Origin of the sequence: Haloferax sp. Atlit-12N, assembly GCF_003383095.1 — an archaeon.
Classification (GTDB): Archaea; Halobacteriota; Halobacteria; order Halobacteriales; family Haloferacaceae; genus Haloferax.
The window spans coordinates 76,985-97,865 of sequence record NZ_PSYW01000001.1; the positions used below are offsets into that span (position 1 = coordinate 76,985).

23 protein-coding genes are annotated in these 20,881 nt (G+C 67.7%); 15 read left to right on the forward strand and 8 right to left on the reverse strand.

The genetic code is table 11. From position 1 onward, the window contains the following. Positions 1–134: 134 nt before the first annotated feature. From C5B90_RS00395 to C5B90_RS00410, 4 genes are all read left to right on the forward strand, one after another. Entirely contained in the window at positions 135–1,694 is a 1,560-nt protein-coding gene (locus C5B90_RS00395; RefSeq protein WP_115878192.1) for an ABC transporter ATP-binding protein, read from the forward strand. Further along, positions 1,691–2,950, forward strand: coding sequence for an ABC transporter permease (locus C5B90_RS00400; RefSeq protein ID WP_115878194.1), 1,260 nt, complete (start codon positions 1,691–1,693; stop codon positions 2,948–2,950). The genes C5B90_RS00395 and C5B90_RS00400 overlap by 4 nt, the downstream gene beginning before the upstream one ends. After that, complete coding sequence (locus C5B90_RS00405) at positions 2,947–4,050, forward strand: ABC transporter permease (RefSeq protein ID WP_115878196.1); 1,104 nt, start codon at positions 2,947–2,949, stop codon at positions 4,048–4,050. The genes C5B90_RS00400 and C5B90_RS00405 overlap by 4 nt, the downstream gene beginning before the upstream one ends. A gap of 157 nt (positions 4,051–4,207) precedes the next feature. Next, complete coding sequence (locus C5B90_RS00410) at positions 4,208–5,623, forward strand: geranylgeranyl reductase family protein (protein ID WP_115878198.1); 1,416 nt, start codon at positions 4,208–4,210, stop codon at positions 5,621–5,623. Here C5B90_RS00410 and C5B90_RS00415 read toward each other — a convergent pair. After that, positions 5,598–6,965 (reverse strand): HAMP domain-containing sensor histidine kinase, encoded by a 1,368-nt coding sequence (locus C5B90_RS00415; protein ID WP_115878200.1) that lies wholly within the window; start codon positions 6,963–6,965, stop codon positions 5,598–5,600. The genes C5B90_RS00410 and C5B90_RS00415 overlap by 26 nt on opposite strands. A 149-nt stretch (positions 6,966–7,114) precedes the next feature. Next, positions 7,115–8,398, reverse strand: a complete 1,284-nt coding sequence (locus C5B90_RS00420) for an amidohydrolase (RefSeq protein ID WP_115878202.1) — start codon at positions 8,396–8,398, stop codon at positions 7,115–7,117. 128 nt (positions 8,399–8,526) lie between these two features. On the opposite strand from C5B90_RS00420, the gene C5B90_RS00425 reads away from it, so the two are divergent. Next, on the forward strand, positions 8,527–10,077 hold the full coding sequence (locus tag C5B90_RS00425; RefSeq protein WP_115878204.1) for a Na+/H+ antiporter NhaC family protein: 1,551 nt from the start codon (positions 8,527–8,529) through the stop codon (positions 10,075–10,077). Continuing rightward, complete coding sequence (locus C5B90_RS00430; RefSeq protein ID WP_115878206.1) at positions 10,074–10,337, forward strand: hypothetical protein; 264 nt, start codon at positions 10,074–10,076, stop codon at positions 10,335–10,337. The genes C5B90_RS00425 and C5B90_RS00430 overlap by 4 nt, the downstream gene beginning before the upstream one ends. Positions 10,338–10,399: 62 nt before the next feature. On the opposite strand, the gene C5B90_RS00435 is transcribed toward C5B90_RS00430, so the two are convergent. Next, positions 10,400–10,729, reverse strand: coding sequence for an uS10/mL48 family ribosomal protein (locus tag C5B90_RS00435; RefSeq protein WP_004977130.1), 330 nt, complete (start codon positions 10,727–10,729; stop codon positions 10,400–10,402). Positions 10,730–10,888: 159 nt separating this feature from the next. Between C5B90_RS00435 and C5B90_RS00440 the strand changes: the two genes are divergently transcribed. From C5B90_RS00440 to C5B90_RS00450, 3 genes are all read left to right on the forward strand, one after another. Continuing rightward, positions 10,889–11,344: a bis(5'-nucleosyl)-tetraphosphatase gene (locus C5B90_RS00440; RefSeq protein ID WP_004977131.1), complete on the forward strand. Its 456-nt coding sequence runs from the start codon at positions 10,889–10,891 to the stop codon at positions 11,342–11,344. Between the two features lie 180 nt (positions 11,345–11,524). Further along, positions 11,525–12,505 carry a DUF5787 family protein gene (locus tag C5B90_RS00445; protein ID WP_115878208.1) on the forward strand — a complete coding sequence of 327 codons (981 nt, stop codon included), beginning with the start codon at positions 11,525–11,527 and terminating at the stop codon, positions 12,503–12,505. A 25-nt stretch (positions 12,506–12,530) separates the two neighbouring features. Further along, positions 12,531–13,130 (forward strand): class I SAM-dependent methyltransferase, encoded by a 600-nt coding sequence (locus C5B90_RS00450; protein WP_115878210.1) that lies wholly within the window; start codon positions 12,531–12,533, stop codon positions 13,128–13,130. Between the two features lie 19 nt (positions 13,131–13,149). Here C5B90_RS00450 and C5B90_RS00455 read toward each other — a convergent pair whose 3' ends face one another. After that, positions 13,150–13,650, reverse strand: a complete 501-nt coding sequence (locus C5B90_RS00455; protein WP_058567442.1) for a DUF5797 family protein — start codon at positions 13,648–13,650, stop codon at positions 13,150–13,152. 99 nt (positions 13,651–13,749) lie between these two features. Here C5B90_RS00455 and C5B90_RS00460 point away from each other — a divergent pair, with 99 nt between their 5' ends. The 4 genes from C5B90_RS00460 (at position 13,750) to C5B90_RS00475 (ending at position 15,996) form a co-directional block, all read left to right on the forward strand. Continuing rightward, on the forward strand, positions 13,750–14,523 hold the full coding sequence (locus C5B90_RS00460) for an enoyl-CoA hydratase/isomerase family protein (protein WP_058567441.1): 774 nt from the start codon (positions 13,750–13,752) through the stop codon (positions 14,521–14,523). Positions 14,524–14,643: 120 nt separating this feature from the next. Then, positions 14,644–14,901, forward strand: a complete 258-nt coding sequence (locus C5B90_RS00465; protein ID WP_115878212.1) for a hypothetical protein — start codon at positions 14,644–14,646, stop codon at positions 14,899–14,901. A gap of 95 nt (positions 14,902–14,996) precedes the next feature. Continuing rightward, positions 14,997–15,317, forward strand: a complete 321-nt coding sequence (locus tag C5B90_RS00470) for a transcription factor S (protein ID WP_049905217.1) — start codon at positions 14,997–14,999, stop codon at positions 15,315–15,317. 40 nt (positions 15,318–15,357) lie between these two features. Continuing rightward, a complete protein-coding gene (locus C5B90_RS00475) occupies positions 15,358–15,996 on the forward strand; it encodes a DUF6517 family protein (protein ID WP_115878214.1) in 639 nt (212 codons plus the stop codon). Positions 15,997–16,044: 48 nt separating this feature from the next. Here C5B90_RS00475 and C5B90_RS00480 read toward each other — a convergent pair whose 3' ends face one another. The 3 genes from C5B90_RS00480 to C5B90_RS00490 all read right to left on the reverse strand — a co-directional run bounded on the left by C5B90_RS00480 (position 16,045) and on the right by C5B90_RS00490 (position 17,897). Then, on the reverse strand, positions 16,045–16,770 hold the full coding sequence (locus C5B90_RS00480; RefSeq protein WP_058827017.1) for a tRNA (adenine-N1)-methyltransferase: 726 nt from the start codon (positions 16,768–16,770) through the stop codon (positions 16,045–16,047). Continuing rightward, a complete protein-coding gene (locus C5B90_RS00485; protein ID WP_115878216.1) occupies positions 16,767–17,147 on the reverse strand; it encodes a nascent polypeptide-associated complex protein in 381 nt (126 codons plus the stop codon). The genes C5B90_RS00480 and C5B90_RS00485 overlap by 4 nt, the downstream gene beginning before the upstream one ends. Before the next feature lie 81 nt (positions 17,148–17,228). Next, positions 17,229–17,897, reverse strand: coding sequence for an O-methyltransferase (locus tag C5B90_RS00490; protein WP_115878218.1), 669 nt, complete (start codon positions 17,895–17,897; stop codon positions 17,229–17,231). Between the two features lie 171 nt (positions 17,898–18,068). On the opposite strand from C5B90_RS00490, the gene C5B90_RS00495 reads away from it, so the two are divergent. Further along, a complete protein-coding gene (locus C5B90_RS00495; protein WP_115878220.1) occupies positions 18,069–19,745 on the forward strand; it encodes a methylmalonyl-CoA mutase in 1,677 nt (558 codons plus the stop codon). A gap of 332 nt (positions 19,746–20,077) precedes the next feature. Next, entirely contained in the window at positions 20,078–20,362 is a 285-nt protein-coding gene (locus C5B90_RS21005) for a hypothetical protein (RefSeq protein WP_233511858.1), read from the forward strand. A gap of 179 nt (positions 20,363–20,541) precedes the next feature. Here C5B90_RS21005 and C5B90_RS00505 read toward each other — a convergent pair whose 3' ends face one another. Then, the gene (locus C5B90_RS00505) at positions 20,542–20,880 is read right to left on the reverse strand and encodes a hypothetical protein (protein WP_115878224.1); all 339 of its coding nucleotides are present in this window, start codon (positions 20,878–20,880) and stop codon (positions 20,542–20,544) included. Position 20,881: the final 1 nt, after the last annotated feature.

Here is a 20,881-nt window from a genome sequence, read left to right on the forward strand (position 1 = left end):
GCGGACCGTCGAACATGCCCGTGGGTTGAACAGTTCGAAACCACCGAGAATCGCCGCGACGCTCCGTGTGGACCACTCCCGCGCCGACTCGAATCCCACGAGTTTAAGCGAACCCCCCCGAAAAAAGGGTCAAGATGAGCACCGCTGTTCATCTCGACGAAATCACAAAACGGTTCCCCGGCGTCGTGGCGAACGACGACGTGGACCTGACCGTCGAGCGCGGCACGGTGCACGCACTTCTGGGAGAAAACGGGGCCGGAAAGACGACGTTGATGAACATCCTCTACGGGCTCTACGAACCCACTGAGGGGACCGTCCACGTGGACGGGGAACCGCGGGACTTCGACTCGCCCGCGGACGCTATCGACGCCGGAATCGGTATGATTCACCAGCACTTCATGCTGGTCGACCCCATGACGGTCGCCGAGAACATCGTCCTCGGCAACGAACCGCGCAAGTGGTTCGGCACGACCATCGACCGGGAGCGCGCGCGCCAAGAGGTCATCGACCTCTCGAACCGATACGGATTCGACGTGAACCCCGACGACGCCATCGAGGACGTGAGCGTCGGCGTTCAACAGCGCGTCGAGATTCTGAAAGCACTCTACCGCGGAGCCGACATCCTCATTCTGGACGAGCCCACCGCGGTCCTCACCCCGCAGGAGGTCGAAGAGCTGTTCCGCGTCTTCGAGGAGCTGACCGCACAGGGCAAGACGATTATCTTCATCAGCCACAAGCTCGGGGAGGCCATGCACGCCGCCGACGACATCACCGTCCTCCGAAACGGGAAGAACGTCGGCACCGTGAAGGCCGACGAGACCTCCAACGAGGAACTCGCCGAGCTGATGGTCGGCCGCGAGGTCCTCCTCGAACCGAAGGCCGAACCGCAGGAACCGGGCGACGAGGTGCTCTCAGTGCAGCACCTCTCGGCCAAGGACAACCGCGGCATCCCCGCGGTCTCCGACGTGTCGTTCGACATCCGCGAGGGCGAGGTGTTCGGCATCGCCGGCGTCGACGGCAACGGCCAGTCGCAGTTGGTCGAGGCCATTACCGGCCTGCGGTCGCCGACCGAGGGCTCGATTTCCTACAAGGGCGGAGACATCACCGACGCCTCCCGCCGCTCCCGCATCGCCGACGGGATGGCGTACATCCCCGAAGACCGCCACGAGCGCGGGCTCGTGATGGACTTCGACCTCGTCCAAAACGGCATCCTCGGGAGCCAGCACAGCCCGACGTTCGCCGCCGACGGCCGGATAAACTGGTCCGACGCGCGCGACCACGCGGAACGAATCATCGACGAATACGACGTTCGACCGCCGCACGCCGACGCCGACGCGGAGTCCTTCTCCGGCGGCAACCAACAGAAGTTCATCGTCGGTCGCGAGTTCGAACGCGAACCGGACCTCGTCGTCGCCACCCACCCGACCCGCGGCGTGGACATCGGCGCGATGGAGTTCATTCACGAGCGGCTGTTGACCCTCCGAGCGGAGGGGAAGGCGGTCCTCCTCGTCTCCTCGAAACTCGACGAGGTTCAGGGACTCTCGGACCGCCTCGGCGTCATGCACGACGGCGAACTCATGGACATCGTAGACCCACGCAACACCACCGAAGAAGAGATTGGCCTGCTCATGGCCGGCGAACGCCCGAACGCCGTCGAGACCGACGCGGAACCGCCCGTGGGTGACGCCAAATGAGCGCGGTCGAGAACGCGAAGGCCGTTCTCAGACGGCTGACGGCCGCCTCCGCGACGGAGCGCATCCTCATCAGCTTCGCCGCGCTCGTCATGGCCGTACTCGTCGGCGCGGTCATCATCCTCGTCTCCGGCCGCATCACGACGTGCCAGACCGCGGCGACGACGCTGTTCGGTACCGGCTTCTGTTACGACCCCGTCGAGGTGTACCTCGTGCTGTTCAACGGGGCGCTCGGCGAGCCGTTCCTCCTGAACGACCCCGCGCTGTTCAACCCCAACTGGAACCCGCTGAACTTCGGGTTCGCGCTCACGCTCAAGGAGACGACGCTCCTCATCTTCACCGGCCTCTCGGTCGCCGTCTCCTTCCGCGCGGGCCTGTTCAACATCGGGACGCAGGGTCAGCTCGTCCTCGGCGGCCTCGCGACGGCGCTGTTCTCGTTCTTCGTCGCGCCGCTGCTCCCGTCGGGACTCGTCGGCGGCCTCATCCTGATTCCGCTCGCCATCGTCGTCGGTGCGCTCGTCGGCGGCCTCTACGGTGCGATTCCCGGCGCGCTCAAGGCCTACGCCGACGCCAACGAGGTCATCACGACCATCATGCTGAACTTCATCGCGGCGCAGATCGCGTTCGTCCTCGTCAGCGAGTTCTTCGGCAACCCCGACTCGCAGGTCGTCGAGACGACGCCGATTCCCGACTGGGCGACGCTCCTCCCGGTGGCGTTCCCGCAGGGCGGCGACTTCTCGATTCTCGCGCTCGCGTTCGGTCTCGCGCTCGTCGTCGCCGTCTGGTTCCTGCTCGAACAGACCTCGTTCGGGTACGACCTCCGGACGAGCGGCGAACAGCCCGAGGCCGCCGAGTACGGCGGCGTCGACGCCAAGCGCACGACCGTCACGAGCATGTTCCTCTCCGGCGCGCTCGGCGGCATGGGCGGCGCTATCTGGGTGCTCATGGTCATGGGCAAGTGGCAGGCCGGCGTCCCCGCGCTCGGGTTCGACGGCATCACCGTCTCCATCCTCGCGGGGAACAACCCGTTCGGAGTCGTCCCGGCGGCGCTCCTGTTCGGGACGCTCAAGTCCGGCTCCCTCGCGGTCCAGTTCGGGACCGGCGTCCCGAAACAACTCGTCGGCGTCCTCCGCGGCCTCATCATCCTGTTCGTCGCGATGCCCGAGTTCTTCCGCATGCTCGGCTCGACCATCGACCTCGAACCGGACCGCGAGACCGTGGCCACGGACGGCGGCCGCCTCGGAGGTGACGACGAATGAGTACGACCACTACCGACCGACTCCGCGACACCGAACTGTCTTACAGAGCGACCCTCGCCGGCGGGGCGCTGAGCGTCTTCCTGCTCATCGCGCTCCTCGGTCTCGCGTTCCCGGGCAGCATCTGGGGCAACTTCCTCACCATCCTCACGAGTCGGAGCACGCTCTCGTCGGCGCTCCGACTCTCGGTGCCCATCACCTTCGCCGCGCTCGGCGGTATCTTCTCCGAGAAGGCCGGCGTGGTGAACATCGGACTGGAAGGCCTACTCATCATCTCGGCGTTCACCGCGGTCATCACGACCGCCGTCGTCGGCCCCGAGATGACCGTCCTCGGGCTCCCGGCCATCTGGATCGGCTTCTTCGCCGGCATCCTCTCGTCGGTACTGTTCTCGGCGCTGTTCGCCGTGGTCTGCATCCGCTTCAAGGCCGACCAGATCATCGCCGGCCTCGCCGTCTGGCTCATCGCGCTCGGCCTCGCGCCGTTCGCGGCGACCGTCTACTACGGCGGCGTCAACACCGACAACCTCGGGACGACCCTCGGGACGTGGACGATTCCCGTCCTCTCGGACATCCCGTTTTTCGGCGCGTTCTTCGACGCCGACCCCGCGGTGTACATGATGCTCGTCGCGGTCCCGGCGTCGTGGTACGTCCTGAACCGCACGGCGTTCGGCCGCCACGTCCGCGCGTCCGGTGAGAACCCCAAGGCGCTCGACACCGTCGGCGTCGACGTGAGCCGCGTCCGCTACGCGGGCGTGCTCCTCTCGGGCTTCCTCGCCGGTATCGGCGGCTCCGCGCTGTCGCTCGGTCTCGGCCAGTTCGTCGGGAACAACCAGACGATGGTCAACGGGAAGGGCTTTATCGCCATCGTGGCGTACCTCTTCGGGAACTACAACCCCATCGGCGCGTTCGGCGCGTCGTTCCTCTTTGCGGGGCTGGAGGCCGCCCAGATTCGCCTCCAGCAGGTGCCCGGCTACGCCATCCCCGACTCGCTCATCCAGACGATTCCGTACGTGACGGTTCTCGTCATCCTCGCGCTCGTCGGCCGCACCCGCATCCCGGAGGCGGCGGGCGAGCACTACGACACCGGCGACGACAACCGCTGAGCGACCCGGAACTCTCGGTTCTCCGTTCTCTCTTTCCCGTTTCTCCGTTGTCGCCCGTTCGAGTGCCGCGTCTCGGCGGGTCGGCACCCGTCGGACCCACCCCGCACGGTCGGTGCGGGAGTAAAGAGTTTTCAGCCCGCGATATGGAGGTGATACCATGTCCACAGACGAGAACGACACCGCCGAGGAGTCCTCGGCGAGCCCACGGACCCAGTCCGTGGACGTGGTGGTCGTCGGCGCGGGAACCTCCGGCTGTTACGCCGCCGCCACCATCGCGAACGCGGGCTACGACGTGACCATCGTCGAGCGGAAGTCCGCGGAGGAAGCGGGGCACATCGCCTGCGGGGACGCCCTGAAAGGTGCTGACGCCTTCCCCGAGGCGATTCCGAAGTCGAAAATCGAGCCCGCGTTCACCAACACCGAGGTCGACCACGGCCGCTTCGAGATTCCGCAGGAGGACACCGTCCTCGACATCCCGGTCCCCGGCGAACTCGCCGTCATCGACCGCTGGGAGTACGGCCGCCTCATCATCGAAGGCGCGGAGGAGACCGGCGTCGAACTCCACTACGACACGGTCGTCCAAGACGTGACACAGGACGACGACGGTACCGTCACCGGCATCGTCGGCAAGCACGACGGCGAGGTCGTCGAGTACGACGCCGACATCGTCATCGACGGCGCTGGCTCGCTGTCGCTCCTGCAGGACAAGGTGGACTTCTCCGACGCCACCTTCGACACGAACGTCTCCTACCAGCACTTCTCGTCGGCGTACCGCGAGGTCGTCGAGGTTCCCGAACCCGTCGAGTGGTCTGACGCGCTCGTGTTCAAGCCCGCCGAGGTCGCCGCGGGCTACGTCTGGTACTTCCCGCGGACCGAGACCGAGATCAACGCCGGCCTCGGCTTCCAGATGACGGAGGAGCCGATGAAGCTCGTCGACGACCTGAAGCAGGACCTCCGGGAGCGTCCCGAGTTCGAGGGCGCGGAGGTCATCGACAAACTCGGTGCCGCCCTCCCGACCCGCCGGCCCTACGACTCGGCGACTGCGCCGGGGTACATGGCCGTCGGCGACGCCGCGGCCCACGTCAACCCGACGACTGGCGGCGGCATCGCCGGCGCAGCCTACGCCGGCAAGTACGCCGGCGAGCAGGCCGCAATCGCGCTCGAAGCCGGCGACGTGAGCGAGGAGATGCTCTGGCGCTACAACCAGCGCGTCATGGACCACTTCGGCGGCCGCTACGCCAGCCTCGACGTGTACAACATCCTCTCGACCGCCGTCGACGTGGACGACCTGATGGGCCTCATCGCCTCCATCCCCGGCGAAAAGCTCGCAGAAGCGCTCTACTCCGGGACGACCTCGTTCGGTCCCGTCCTCCTCGCACAGACCGCGGCGTCGAGCTACGGCCACTGGAGCCAGATTTACGAGTTCTTCAAAATCAAGCGCCTCGCCGACGAACTGCTGGCCCACTACGGCCGCTATCCGAGTCGGCCGAGCGCCCTCGAAGGATGGAAAGTCGAGCGGGACCGCATCATGGACGACATCTACGAACTCACGGGCGCGGACCCGAAGTACTGACCTCGGTCTCCGCCGCGAACGAGACGTTTCGGAACTCGAACCGGGCACCACCGTTTTCGCCGTCCGTCGCCGACACCTCCCAGCCGTGCGCGTCGGCGACGCCGGAGACGATAGCGAGGCCGAGGCCGGTCCCTCGCGAGTCGGTGCTGTAGCCCGACTCGAAGATGCGCTCGCGTTCTTCCGGCGGGATACCGGGGCCGTCGTCCTCGACGAAGAAGCCGTCATCCAGCGGGCCGACCCGGACGTTGACGCCGGGCGTTCCCCCGTCGGTGGCGTCCGGCACCGGTCGTCTGACTCCCGGGTTCGGTGCCTCGTCGGGCGACAGGCGACCACCGACCGTGCCGCGCTCGACGGAGTCAGACGCGGTCTGGTTGCCTTTCGAACTGCGTTCTACAGCGTCGTCGGATGAAATCCGACTGCCCGTCGAGCCATGCTCGACGGCGTCACCGGACACAGTCCGGTTGCCTGTGGAACCGTGTTCCACAGCGTCGTCGGATGAAATCCGACTGCCCGTCGAGCCATGCTCGACGGCGTCACCAGACGTAGTCTGGTTGCCTGTGGAACCGTGTTCCACAGCGTTCCGAAACAGGTTCTCGAAGACGGCGGTGAGCCGTCCTCTGTCGGCGAGCAGTTCCGCGTCGGCCTCGACGGTCAGGCCCGACGCGCCGAGACTGGTGTTCGTTACCGCGTCCGCTGCCACGGTGGCGAGGCTGACGCGCTCGACCTCGCCGACCGACTCGCCGGCTCGGGCGAGCTGTAACACGTCTTGGATGAGCGCCTCCATCCGGTCGTGGGCGTCGGCGACCGTCGAGAGGTGCTCGGTCCCGTGGCCGTCACGGGCGAGTTCGAGCCGCATCTGGGCGACGTTCAGCGGGTTTCTGAGGTCGTGCGTGATGACCGACGCGAACTGGTCGAGCCGGTCGTTGCGGCGGCGGAGGTCCGTCTCGCGGGCGTCGCGGAGAGTCGACCACCGGACCGCGCCGACCGCGAGCGCGGCGGACCCGACGAGAAGCGCTCCGTCCTCGAAGGCGAGCGTGAACGCTTCGGGCTGGACGACGACCTCGTCGACCGCGTCGCTGACGGCGTAGACGGTGAACAGCGCGGTTCCGACGTACAGCGGTCGCCAGACCGTCTGCACGTCGCGGAGGCTCCCGACGACGAACGCACCGGCGAGCGGAATCGGAACCAAGAGGAGTTCCACGGCGAACCGGAGCCAGTGAATCTCGGGGCTGTCGGGGAAGACGGCGACTTGAACGACCGCGACGCCGACGGCGATGCCGACGACTGCGAGACCCGGACGTAGGTCCGTGTCTTCGGTCGATTCACCTCCGAGGAGCCCCATCGCTGGCGGCTATGCACGGGGGGGACAAATAACCGCTGGCGGTTCGTCGCGGACGGCCCGGTCGAGCGCGCGTCGGTTCAGACGAGTCGAGGCGGCTGCAAACCGCCCAAACTGCGCTCTCACTGAGTCTCAGGTTCGTCTTCGTCGGCTCAGGGTCGGTCGGCCGCGATTCGTTCGACGCTGCCGGCGAGTACGTCGACGGCGATGCCGATGGTCGTCTCGTCGACGTCGAACATCCGGGTGTGGTGGCCGCCGGGGTGGTCGGTGCCGACGCCGACGTAGGCCGCGAGGCCGCCGCGGTCCTGGACGTACTGCATGAGGTAGGTCGCGTCCTCGCTGCCGCCGAGGTCGTCGCTTTCGAGAATCGAGGTGACGCCTTCGACCCCTTCGCTCACGCCGCCGACGATGGTCGCGAGCGCGTCGTCGCTCCGGGCGCTCGGGGCCTTCCCCTCGACCCCGATTTCGACCTCGCAGTCGTGCATCGCGGCGGCCGACTCGATGACGGTGTGGGCGCGGTCTTCCATGTACTCCATGAGTTCCGTCGTCGCGCCGCGCACCTCGCCTTCGATGAACGCCTCTTCGGCGACGATGTTCGTGGCCGTGCCGCCGCCCATCAGGCCGACGTTGACGCGGGTCGGTCCGTCGGAGTGCCGGGAGATACCGTAGAGGCTCTGCGTGGCCGCCGCGGCCGCGAGGTTCGCGTTCTTTCCCTCCTCGGGCTTCGCGCCCGCGTGGGCCGGCGCGCCGGTGAACTCGGCGCGGAAGTGCGACACCGCGAGGAAGCCGCCGACGCCGCAGACGACCTCGCCGGTCGGGTGGTCGAGACCGACGTGAAGCGCGAGCAGGTAGTCAACGTCGTCGAGGTGGCCGCTCTCGGCGACGGCCTTCCCGCCGGCGACCTGTTCTTCGCTCGGCTGGAAGAACACCTTGAACGTCCCCTCGAAGTCGGAGTCGAGGACGGCGTCGAGGACGCCGATACCGATTGTCGCGTGGGCGTCGTGGCCGCAGGCGTGCATGAAGCCCTCGTTCTCGGAGCGGAAGCCCTCGGCGGCCGGGAGGTGGTCGCCGTCCTCGGACTCGGTGATGGGGAGCGCGTCGATGTCGACGCGGAGCCCGACGGTCGGACCCTCGCCGCGCTCGACGACCGCGACCGCGCCGGTGTAGCCGCCGGCGAGGCGGTCGAGGACGTCTTCGCGCGCACCGGCCTCGCGGGCCCGCTCGAACCACGCGTCGAGTTCGGCGTCGTCGGGGACGGCCATGCGCTCGTCGGCGTCGAGTATCTCCGGGCCGACGTAGAGCGCGTCGAGGTCGCGCGTCTCCAGTTCGTCGACGAGGCGGGCGGTGGTGTAGAACTCGCGCCACGCGGGTTCGGGGTGGCGGTGCAGGTCGCGGCGAAGCGAGACGAGGTCGTCCATCGTCGCTCGGTGGCTCATGTCCGGACTCTTTTCTCCCGGCGATGATAAACGCTCCCGACGGTTCGTGGCCGAGAAACTCAAGTTTGGAAGAAATAGTTGGAGGAAATTCGTTCCTATTATATATCACAGTCAATCTCTGACAAACGATGCCAGAAGAACCGGACATCGAGCTCAGTTTCCGTGGCGGGCGCCTCGTGAGCGCTCTGCCCATCGCCCTGTTCATCGCGTGGGCGATTTTCCAGAGTGGTATCCTCGGTATCGGCGATACGACCGGCCTCGTCGCGGGGATGCTGACAGGACTTATCGCGGGACTTCTGTTCGTCCGGGGGGACTGGAAGGACTACGCGGACGTCATCTTCGCCGGCATGACCCGTCGGGTCGCCGCGACGGCGGTCGTCGCGTGGCTCTGGGCGGGCATGTTCGCAGAGACCATTCAGGTCGGTGGCTTCGTGGACGGCCTCGTCTGGGCGGCCACGGTCCTGAACGTCGGTCCGGGGCTGTTTCCGGCCGTGACGTTCCTGCTCGCGGCGCTGTTGGCGACCGGTATCGGCACCGGCTACGGCACCGCAATCGCCTTCACGAGTCTCGTCTTCCCGGCGGGACTGCTCCTCGGCGCGAACCCCGTGTTGCTGTTCGGCGCGATTCTCTCCGGCGCGGTGTTCGGGGACAACCTCGCGCCCGTCAGCGACACCACCATCGTCTCCGCGGTCACGCAGGACGCCGACATCGGCGGTGTCGTCGCGTCCCGCGTGAAGTACGCCGTCGTCGCGGCGGCGCTCGCAATCGCGGCGTATCTCGTCGCCGGCTTCGGTATCCCCGGCGTCTGGGGCGGTATGCCGCACATCGACGTGGCCGGTGAGGTCTCCGCGTCGGTGTCGCCGTGGGGGCTCGTCCACCTGCTCGACATCGCCCTCGTCATCGTCCTCGCCGTCCGCGGCCGACACATCATCGAAGCCGTCTCGTGGGGGCTGCTCCTCGCGGCGGCGTTCAACGTCGCGCTCGGCGCGGCGAACCTCGTGGACGTTTCGGCCGGGAGCATGCTCCTGTTCAGCGCGCCGCAGAACGGCCTGACGCAGGCGGTCGAGGCGCTTCCGCTCCTCGGCGCCGTCGTCGAGACCGTCCCCGCGGGACAGGTCGGCGTCGGCGGGAGCGTCTACTCCGGCGCGGCCGGCTTCTTCCCGCTTATCGTCCTGACGCTCTTGCTCGTCGCTGGCGCGGAAATCATGCGCGCCGGCGGCGGCTTCGACGCGATTCAGGAACTCGTTATCGACCGCGTCGCCACGACGGTCCGCCGCGCGGAGACCACGATGGTCGTCGGGACGGCGCTCGTCAACGCGACGGTCACCATCAACACGGCGGCCGAAATCGCCATCGCGCCCTACATCGCCACGCTCGGCAAGCGCTTCAACATCAACGGCTACCGCCGTGCCAACATCCTTGACGCCAACACCTCGGCGCTCGGGTACATCTTCCCGTGGGGCGGCGGCCTGCTCGCCGGCTACGGGGCCATGCAGGGCCTCGTCGGCGGCGAGGCGACGCCGTGGTTCACGGCCGAGATGCTCGTGAACCCCGCGTCGGTCTTCCCCTACGTGTTCCACGGCTGGTTCCTCGTGGCGGTGTTCCTGTTCGCCGCGTGGACCGGCTACGGCCGCGAGTACGTCTCTGACCGCACGAGTGAGGAGGTGAGCCGCGTATGAGCCGCCTCGGCAAGCTCTTGGCCGGCTGGACGTTCCGTACCGCGACGCCGACGTTCGAACCCGGCGAGGCCATCACGGCCTACGTCAGCGAGCGCAACGGCGACGGGCTCACCGTCCGCATCGGCGACTCGGTCATCCGGGTCGAAGACGGCGAGGACGCGGCCGTCGAGGACAAGATTCGGCTTGAGGTCACGTCGTTCGACGCGACCAACCACGTCGGTACCGGCGAGGTGGTCGAAGTCCTCGGACCGGACGCCTGAGCGGTCGAAAAAAACGACAAAAAGCGCAGACCCGCGTCTTCTTTCGCGCTCCGTGACTGCCGTCAGCGACGGTGACCGAGCGGTTTCTTCTGTTCGACTTCGATTTCGAGGTGGACGCTGTCGGGGAACTCCTTGAGACCGACCTCGCGGGCGATCTGGTCCGCGCCGTGGATTTCGAGCCGACGGGTGTACACGGGGTAGGACCACGACGAGAACTGGTCGCCGGGCTGGAGCGTCCGGTACTGCGGGACGCTCACCTGCTTCGGCTGGTCGGAGTGGGGGCCGCGGCACTCCGCGCCCTTCCGCTCGACGAACTGCTTGAGGTCGTCGACCACTCGGTCGAGGACCGCCTTATCACCGCTTTGAAAGGTGAGTTTTGTGACGAAGGCCATAGCTGGGTACTACTCCTTGTTGCACGCTCCGACGGTAAAAGCGCATCTACACGAACCGGGGACTCCGGGCTTCCGCCACCCGAATCCCGAACGAACGACCGTGCGAACGCGCTACAATCTCCGATACCCTCTTAAAGGGTGGCACGTTTATTTCGGGTAATGGCAGTCGAAGCGGTTAGCGCTGGAGCCATTCTCTTCCGCGACACCCGCGGCCGGAGGGAGTACTTACTCCTGAAGAGCCGTCCCGGGGACTGGGAGTTCCCGAAAGGCGGGGTCGAAGGGGACGAGGAGCTTCAGCAAACGGCAATCAGGGAGGTCAAAGAGGAGGCGGGAATCCAAGATTTCCGCCTCATCGACGGCTTCCGCGAGGACTACAGCTACGTCTTCGAGGCGAACGGTACGACGATTCACAAGACGGTCCACCTCTTTATCGCGCGCTCGTTCGAGGCGTCCGCGGAGCTCTCGACGGAGCACCGCGACCTCCAGTGGCGCGACTACGAGCAGGCCATCAACACCATCACGCAGGACGGCCCCCGCGAGATATTCGAGCGCGCCCACGAGTTCCTCGACGAACTCGCCGAGCGGAACGAGGGCGAACACAAGTACCTGAAGTAGCGTCGGTCGGTTCGGCCGACGCCCGAGACGCGACACCCGCGAGCGACAGCGCCGCGAGTCGGTGCGGGGGCGCAGGCATCGCGGACGGCAACACCCGCGGCGTCGTCTGCGTCGTCGTCGGGCCGAGCGTCGAAGCCGCCCGACCGAAACGCCTTCGACTCCCCGCCGCAACTCCCGGTCGTGAGCGACGCCGCCGACCGCGACCCCGAGTTCGCCTTCGAGCTACGGGTCTGCCGCTGGGCCGAGCGCGCGTGGCACCCCGACGGCCCGCGCCCCGCGTTCGTCGCCCGACAGCTCGGCACCCGAGAGCGCCGCTGGGACACCGTCGTCGTCGAGGTCGACCCCGAGGCGTTCGCCGCCCGGCGCGCCCTTTCGGTTGACGGCTTCGACTCGGACTTACTCCGGGTCGTCCGCCACGCGCCCGCCGAGTGGGCGTGGTACCGAGACGCCATCCCCGAACCCGACTTCCCGTGGCGACACGTCGTGCCGGCGGTCCACCGCGCCGCGGGACTCGGGCTCGTCGAGAAGCGCCGCGGCTCGCGGAACCGCGTCGAGTACCGCCGGACCGCGCCGTACCCCGACTGGGTTGAGCGCGTCGTCGCCATCGAGAACAAGCCTGACCTCGACGCCAGCGCCGCCCGCGCGCTCGCCGACCAGCTCGAACACGACGTGTCGCGGGCGCTCGCCGACGAGGTCTGGGTCGCCACCGAGGTGACAGGGCGACGGGTCGAACCAGCCCTGCTTGAGGACCTCCCGGTGGAAGTCGGCATCCTCGGCATCGACGGCGACTCGGCGGAGGTGCTGTGGCACCCGAGTTCGCTCTCGCCCGACCCGGCGGACGCCCGGCGGCGACTCGTCCTCGCCGAGCGCGCCTACGACCGCGGCTGGCGGAACTACGTAGACACGATGCGGCCCGACTGCCGGCACTTCGAACTCGACCGGCGCGGCCGGGCGCTCGTCCCGCGGTGCGCCGCAAAAGACTGTTATCAGAGCCAGCGCGAGTGCGCCCACTCGTGTCCGTCGTTCGAGCCCGAACCCCCGTCGTGGCGGATGATGGGCTGGCCTATCGAGGGCGGCCCCGGAAAGGGCGTGCGCCGGATTCTGGAGGCGCGGCGCGAACGCGCCAGAGACCGCGCCGAACACGGTAGTGAGAACGCCTAAATTCGAGCCTCTCTGACCGACCGGTATGGAGCGATTCCAGAACACGAGCCTGCCGGACTGGGACTGGTGGGGAAAGCTCTGGCCGACGCCGGGCGAGACGCTTCGGGAACTCGGGCTGTCATCGGGCGACACCGTCGCCGAAATCGGCTGTGGAAACGGCTACTTCGCGCTCCCAGCGGCGCGAATCGTCGCGCCGGCCCCGGTGTACGCGGTTGACCTTGACGACAGACTGATCGCAGAACTCGAACACCTCGCCGACCAGCAGCGCATCGACAACGTGGCGACGGTTCGCGGCGACGCCCGCGAGCTATCGACCCACCTCTCGGACCCCGTCGACGTGGCGCTCTTCGCGAACGCGTTCCACGGGGTCGACGACCGCGACGAGTTCCTGACGGAAGTCGCGTCGGTCCTCGCCGACGACGGCCGGTTCGTCGTCGTCAACTGGCGACCGCTCTCCCGGTCGGAGACGACAGTCGCCGGCGAGCCCCGCGGCCCGCCGACCGACCTACGCCTCGGTCCCGAGGAGACCGCGTCAATCGTCGAGGAGGCGACCGACCTCGCGGTGACGGCGGAAATCGACATCCCGCCGTACCACTACGCGCTGGTGTTCGAGCGGCGAGCGTAGCGGCCGCGGAGACGGGGGATTAGACGACTTCCACGTCGACCTCGTCGCGCTCGACGGCGAGGCGGAACGTGGGGACGGTCCGGTAGACGACCTCGATGACGCCCTTGCGGCGGAGGCTCTGGAGCGCCCGGCGCACGTCGTCCACGTCGGGGTCGATGTCGAACTCGTCTCGGAGTTTGTTGAGGACGCTGACGACGCTCTCGGAGCGCTCGTCGGGGCCGGCGACGACTTCGAAGACGCGGGCTTCGAGCGAGGGGACGCGGATGACGCTCGGGACGGATTCGGCCTCGTCGTCGCCTTCGACGCCGGGTTCGACGCCGACGAGTTCGGCCGCCTCGGCCGTCGCGCGGATGAGGCTGTTGTCGTCGCGGTAGTAGTAGTCTTTCAGCTCGGATTCGAGGTAGCGGTGGACTTCGCTCCCGCTTTCGAGGTCCCAGCGGTTCTGTAACTCCTTGTTCTTCGTCGGCTGGAGCCGGACGATGTCGGCGAGGCGTTCTTTCGCCTCGTCGGAGAGCGTCATATCGGTGGATTCGACGGAGGGGGTATAACGTTGTTCTGGATTCTTCAGCGCGACCGCCGAACGTTAATTATTATCCCTGTCCCTTGCGTCGGCTCGACTATGAGCTGGGACACCCTCCGACTCGACTGGGACGGCGACGTGGCGACCATCACCATCGACCGCCCCGAGCAGATGAACGCGCTCAACGCGGACACCCTCGATGCGCTCGAAGACGCCCTCGACGAGGCCGAAGACGGCGGCGCGCGGGTGGTCGTCCTCACCGGTGCGGGCGAGAAGGCGTTCATCGCGGGCGCGGACATCAGCTACATGAAGGACATCGGGTCGCCCGCCGCGCAGGCGTACGCCGAACAGGGCCACCGCATCGCGACGCGCTTAGAGGAGTTCCCCGCGCCGACCGTCGCAGCTATCAACGGCTACGCCTTCGGCGGCGGCATGGAGTTCGCGCTGGCGTGCGACCTCCGAGTCGCCTCCGAGCGCGCGCTGCTCGGGCAGACCGAAATCGACCTCGGCATCATGCCCGGCTGGGGTGGGAGCGTCCGCCTGCCGGCGCTCGTCGGCGACGAAGTCGCTCGGCGGCTCATCTTCTTCGGCGAGCGCATCGACGCCAGCGACGCTCACGAGTACGGCATCGTCGGCGAAGTCGTCGCCCACGACCAACTCGAATCGCACGTCGAGGAACTCGCCGCCGAACTCGCGTCGAAGCCGCGGCACGCCCTCGCGGGCGCGAAGGCCGCCATCAACATGTCCCACGACGCGCCGCGAGACGCCGCGCTCGATTTCGAGGCCCGCGTCTGGAGCGGCCTGTTCGGCACCCACGACCAGCGCGAGGGGATGGAGGCCTTCCTCGACAAGCGCGACCCCGACTTCGAATAGAACCGACAGAGAACACTCTTCTCCGGCGAATCCGGCTGATTCGCGTCACCGTTTCTCCCGAATAGGCGTGCTAGCACGGCTCCTACAACTGCTAAGACGCTGCATGTATAATGAATAATTGTGCAAGATTCCATCACGCTCGGCCGCGTCGAATCCCTCCTCGAAGACCTGTCGTACCCGGTCTCCCGACGAGACGCCGCGGCCTCCCTCGACGGTGTGACGGTGCTCATGGCCGACGGGAACGTCGACCTCGGTGAGTTAGTCGGGAACTGCCTCACTAGCGAGTTCGCCGACGCAAAAGACCTGTACTACGAACTGAACAACGCGATGCCCATCGAGGCGCTCGGCGAACCGGGGCAGTCCGACGGCGACGCCTGAGTCGCCTGTTCGGCACCGGCTTTTTTCAGCGCTCACCCCCGCGAGCGCGTCGCAATCCTGACGCTTAAGTCCTTCAAGCGGTAGGACGTACTATCATGGAGTTTTGCGACGACTGCGGGTCCCTGATGACGCCGCAAGACGGCGTCTGGGTCTGTCCGAACGGCCACGAGAAAGCGCGCGACAGCGAAAAGGAGAAGTCGATGGTCACGACCGAGGGCCAGGAGTCCAGCGAGGTCGTCGACATGTCGGACGTGGACAACGCCGACATCGGCCCGACGACGAAGACCATCTGTCCGAAGTGCGGCCACGACGTGGCGCGCTACGAGATGAAGCAGATTCGCTCCGCCGACGAGTCCGAGACGCGTTTCTTCACCTGCGTCGAGTGCGACCACAAGTGGCGCGAAGACGACCACTGAGCGACTCGCCTTTTTCAGCCCTCCGTCCGTAACGCGGGGTATGTCCGACGCGCTCGCCCCGCCGACGCTCCCGCCGCTCGATGGGTGGGTCCGCGTCAGCGACGCGACGGACCGCCCGTTCGAACTCGGCCCCGTCAGCGTCGTCGCCCGGACCGTCGTCTACGAGGACGCCGACATCCGCGAGCGCGTGCCGGCGACCGCCGACGGTCCGTGGCGCTTTCTGTTCGCCAGCCGCCTCGAAATCCGACCGCACACGCCGCCGTCGAAGGCGCTGACGAAACTCGTCGGCAAACGCGCGAGCGCCGGGTTCGAATCGCGCCTCGAAGCCCGCGGCTTCTCGGACGTTCGGCGCGTCGAGTCGCGGACGCTCCGGGTGCGAGTCGGTGGTAGCGACGAGACTGCTTCTACCGACGGCGAATCCGGTTCCGCCGGCGCGGAGACCGAAGCCGAGGCCGACGTGGTTCGCTACGCCGCGACCGTCGAACTCGCCGGGGTCGAACTCGCGGCCGACGCCTACCTCGCGGTGACGCCGGTCGACGGCGAGTTCCTCCTGACCGGCGGCGCGTACCCCCGCGAGGTCCGCGGCGGCGACGCGGAGACGGCTGCTGCGCTCCGCGAGGCAATCGAACCGGAGCGGTTCAGAGAAGAGCTATTTCGCGTAATTCGCCGCGTCGGGTGAGGGGACGCGAACGGGCCGAAGAGCGTGGCCCGAGTGCGTCGGTCTCGCTCACTCGTTGCGGGCGAAGACGAGGTAGCCGGTGTGGCCGACGCCAGCGGTCGAGGGGCGCGACCCGCGGTCGTTGAAGTCCATGTGTCGCTGAATCGTCTCGAACGTCTCCACGTCCGAGAGGCCAACCTCTCTTGCGGCTTCGACGGCCGCGCGCGTGCCCTCAACGAACGGGGAGTAGACGGCGACGTAGCCGCCGGTCACGAGCAGATCGGGCGCGTGGCGGACGACCTCGGGCGCGTTCTCGGTGTCGAGGGTGAGCACGTCGAACTTCGAGTCCGCAAGGTCGTCGACCTCGTCGGTGATGTCGCCGGTGCGAACGTCGACGCGGTCTTCCACGCCGGCGAGTCGCATGTTCTCGCGGGCGACGTCGGCGAACTCGGCGTCGCGTTCGAACGTCGTCACGTCGACGCCGAGGCGACCGAGGTACGCCGAGAGGACGCCCGTGCCGGTGCCCGCGTCGAGGACGCGCTCGCCGGCCGCGACGCCGGTGTGGCCGACGATGAGGCCGATGTCGCGCGGCATCATCGGTGCGCCGGTGCGCTCGAAGTGGTTGAAGAGGTCCGGACCACGCGGCTCGCGGACGAGGAACTCCTCGCCGATGTGGGTTTCGAGCGTCTGGCCGGCTTCCACGTCCTCGGGGACGGTGAGCATCCCGAGGTCGGTGTGCAGCTCGTCGCCGGGCGCCCGGAGGTACTCCCGGTCGCCGTGGACGAGGAGTATCACTCCAGTCGCGAGATGGCCGCGGCGAGGTCGCCGTCTTCGGCCTCCAGCGCTTCGCGGGCCTCGTCCTCGGGGACGCCGGCGCGCTGGGCCACGATGGCCACGTCGTCGGCCGGGATGGCGTCGGCGGCCTCGTCGGATTCGTCGCCGTCACCGCCGTCGTCACCGGCACCGAGTTCGCGCGTCTCGGGCTCGCCGACGATTTGGTAGGTCTCCTGGCCCTGCGCGTCCATGCGCGTGACCTGGGCGTCCGAGAAGACGAGTTCCTCGTCGGCCGTCTTGATGACGACTTCCTCGGCCTCGAGCTCCGTCACGTCGATGCCCATCTGCTTCATCATCTGCTTCATCTTTCGCGGGTTCATCCCGCCGCCTCCAAACATACCCGAAGGGTCGGGGTCGGCGCTCAAAAGCGTGGCGAACGTCGGTGCGCGGCGGCCGGCGCGCGAGCCGACTTCGCGCGCCTATTCGACCCGCGTGCTGACCGCGAGACCGCTGCCGACCGGGAGAACGATGGTCTCGTACCGCGGGTCGGCCCGCACCGCGTCGAGGAACGCCGCGATGCCGCGAGTATCGGCGTCGGCCCCGTCGAGGGCTTCGGCCCGCCCTTCGCTCCAGTCGGTGAGCGCGCCGAAGTCGACCGGGCCGCGCATCACGTTGTCGGCGACGACGACCCCGCCTTCGGTGACGCGGTCCGAGACGAGGTCGAACGCCTCGGCGTAGCGGTGTTTCTGGTGGTCCAGAAGGACGAGGTCGAACTCGCCGTCGACGCCCTCGAACAGGTCGAGCGCGTCGCCTTCGAGGAAGGTCGTCCGGTCGGCGAAACCGGCGCGGTCGAGAAACTCCCGCGCCATGTCGAGTTCGTGGGCGTCGTGTTCCGTCAGGTAGAGTTCGGCGTCGTCGGCCATGCCCTCGGCGAACCACGTCGCGGAGTAGCCGAAGCCGGAGCCGAACTCGAACAGCCGCGTCGCGTCCGCGAGGTGCGCGAGGACGCGGAGCACGCCGCCCGCCTCGGGACCGATGATGGGAAAGCCGTGCTCGTCGGCGTAGGCGGCCATCTCGGACTGCACCGCGTCGTGTTCGGGTGCGGTCGCCGCGAGGAACCGCCGCGTCTCGTCGGTCAGGATGTCCATGGCGAAGCAGGGCGCGCGAGCGACATAAAATCGGTCGCCGCGGCCGCGTTCGCGGGTACTGTCGCGGGTGCTGCCGCGGGCGCTCGTCGTCGCCGCGTTCACAGTCGGCGACGGCGACCGATATCCGCCGACCCGCGTACGCTTAAGTAGGGACAAACCACATCTTCGACCATGTTTGATCCCGACGAGCTCGAAGAGATTCGGGAGGCGAAAGCCGAGTGGGAGGAGGAGACGCTGGGGCCGACGCTCGACCGCTTCGGGGAGCGCAAAGAGGAGTTCACGACCGACACGGGTGGCAACGTCGTTGAACGGCTCTACACCCCCGACGACGCCGACGTGGACTACGACGAGGACGTGGGATTCCCGGGCGAAAAGCCCTACACGCGCGGTGTCTACCCGACGATGCACCGCGGGCGGCTCTGGACGATGCGGCAGTACGCGGGCTTCGGGACGGCCGCCGAGACGAACGAGCGGTTCCGCTACCTCATCGACAACGGCTCGTCGGGGCTGTCGCTCGCGTTCGACCTGCCGACGCAGATGGGCTACGACTCCGACGCGATGATGGCCGCCGGCGAGGTCGGGAAGTCGGGCGTCGCCATCGACAGCCTCCACGACATGGAGACGGTGTTCGACGGCATCGACCTCGGCGAGGTCTCCACGTCGATGACCATCAACGCCCCGGCGGCCGTGCTGCTGGCGATGTACGTCGCCCTCGGCGACAAGCAGGGCGTCCCCCGCGAGGAGCTTCGCGGCACCATCCAGAACGACATCATGAAGGAGTACATCGCGCGGAACCTCTACATCTTCCCGCCGGAGCCGTCGATGCGGCTCATCACGGACATCTTCGAGTTCTGCGCGGCTGAGACGCCGAAGTTCAACACTATCTCCATCTCCGGCTACCACATCCGCGAGGCCGGTTCGACCGCCGCCCAAGAGGTCGCGTTCACCCTTGGCAACGGCATCCAGTACGTGCAGGCCGCGGTCGACGCCGGCCTCGACGTGGACGACTTCGCCCCCCAGTTGTCCTTTTTCTTCAACGCCCACAACAACATCCTCGAAGAGGTGGCGAAGTTCCGCGCCGCCCGGCGGATGTGGGCGAAAATCATGGAAGAGCGCTTCGGCGCGGAGAACCCGAAGTCGATGCAGTTGAAGTTCCACACCCAGACCGGCGGGTCGACGCTCACCGCCCAGCAGGTCGAGAACAACGTCGTCCGGGTCGCCTATCAGGCGCTGGCGGCCGTCCTCGGCGGCACGCAGTCGCTCCACACCAACGGGAAGGACGAGGCGCTGTCGCTGCCGACCGAGAAGTCGGTCCGCACGGCGCTTCGCACCCAGCAGATTCTCGCCCACGAGTCGGGCGCGGCGGACACCATCGACCCGCTGGCGGGCAGTTACTACGTCGAGGCGCTGACCGACGACATCGAAGACGAGGCGTTCGACCTGCTCGACGAGGTTGACGACCGCGGCGGCATGCTCGACGCCGTGAAAAACCAGTGGGTCCAGCGGGAGATTCAGGACGTGGCCTACGAGCGCCAACGCGAGATAGAGGAGGGCGAGCGCGTCATCGTCGGCGTCAACGAGTATCAGGTGGACGAAGAGCCGACCGTCGAGGTCCAAGAGGTCTCCGAGGAAGACGAGAGCAAGCAGGTCGAGTCGCTCGAAGCCCGGAAAGACGACCGCGACGAGGGGGCCGTCGAGGCCGCCTTGGAAGACATCCGCACCGCCGCGAACGGCGACGAGAACCTCCTCCCGCTCATCGTCACGGCGGTCAAGGCCTACGCGACGGTCGGCGAGATATGCGGCGTCCTCCGCGAGGAGTTCGGCGAGTACGAACCCGGTATGGCCTGAGCCGGCCCCGCGAGTCGGGGCGACCAGTGCCGATGGTCGCGTTCCGTCTCCTCCAGTCCGACTGCCCACCCCGTCTCGGCCCGTGCCAACGAGTCACTAATTCTATACTTTCACCCGGATAACGGGTTTTATTATCACCCCCCGAGTGGGGACAATCGAGGCTTATGATGCCGCTTATCGCATTCTAAACCCGTCACACGCCCGGTCGCCGTCTGCCGGCGCGAGGTTCGCGCCACCAGTCGCTCGACGTTCGAGCGGCGGCCGTCGCGTTGCGGGGCTCTTCGACCCGAGAGCCCCCGGTATCGCATCCGATTGTCCACCTCACCAGACGAATGTCACGAAGACGCTCCAGAGACAGTCGTACCGTCTCCGACTATCGCCCCTCGCATCACCGCCCCGCGCCCTCGCTGGCGACGCAGGCCGTCCTGCTTGCCTCGATGGCCGCGGTCGTCGCGGTCGTCACCTACCCCGTGGCGTCGCTCGCGGTCGCCGTCACCGTCGCCGCCATCGTCGCCGTCGCCCGCGTCGTCGTCACCCGGGCCGACCGCTCGATGCTGACGGTCGACGTGCCCGGCGTCCCCGTCGAGGTCACGGTCGCCCGGACCGCCCGCGACTGAGGCCCGACCCGACGCCGTGAATCCCACACCGCACCCATCCCCACGCCCGCTCACGACTCCCGCGCGCCTCCCACGCCGCACGTCTTTCACGGTTTGCTCGCCCCTCGCGTCCCGCTCTTGACGCGCGCTTCCGCGCTCATCTTCGTTCCCCGTTCCCGACTCGTTTCACGGCTGTCCCGTCACTCACCGACTCCGACGAACCGGCCCCGAAGCACCCGAGCGACCGCCACGACGAGCATCGCTTGGAGATAGCCGAAGACGGCGAGCGCCGGGTAGAACATCGCCGTCTCGCGGACGCCGAACTCGTTGGCCGCGAGCGTGTCGAAGAAGAAAGCGGCCACGAGCGCGGGGTAATCGACGACCCAGATTTCTATCGGCACCACGCCGAAGAAGCCGACTGCCCACACGGCCGCGAGTCCGGCGAAGACAGCGACCGTGGCTCGGGTTGTGGCGAGTCGGACGAACCCGCGTGCGAGCCGCCGCGGGTCGCGGGCGACGCGCCGGAACGTCGGCGTCACC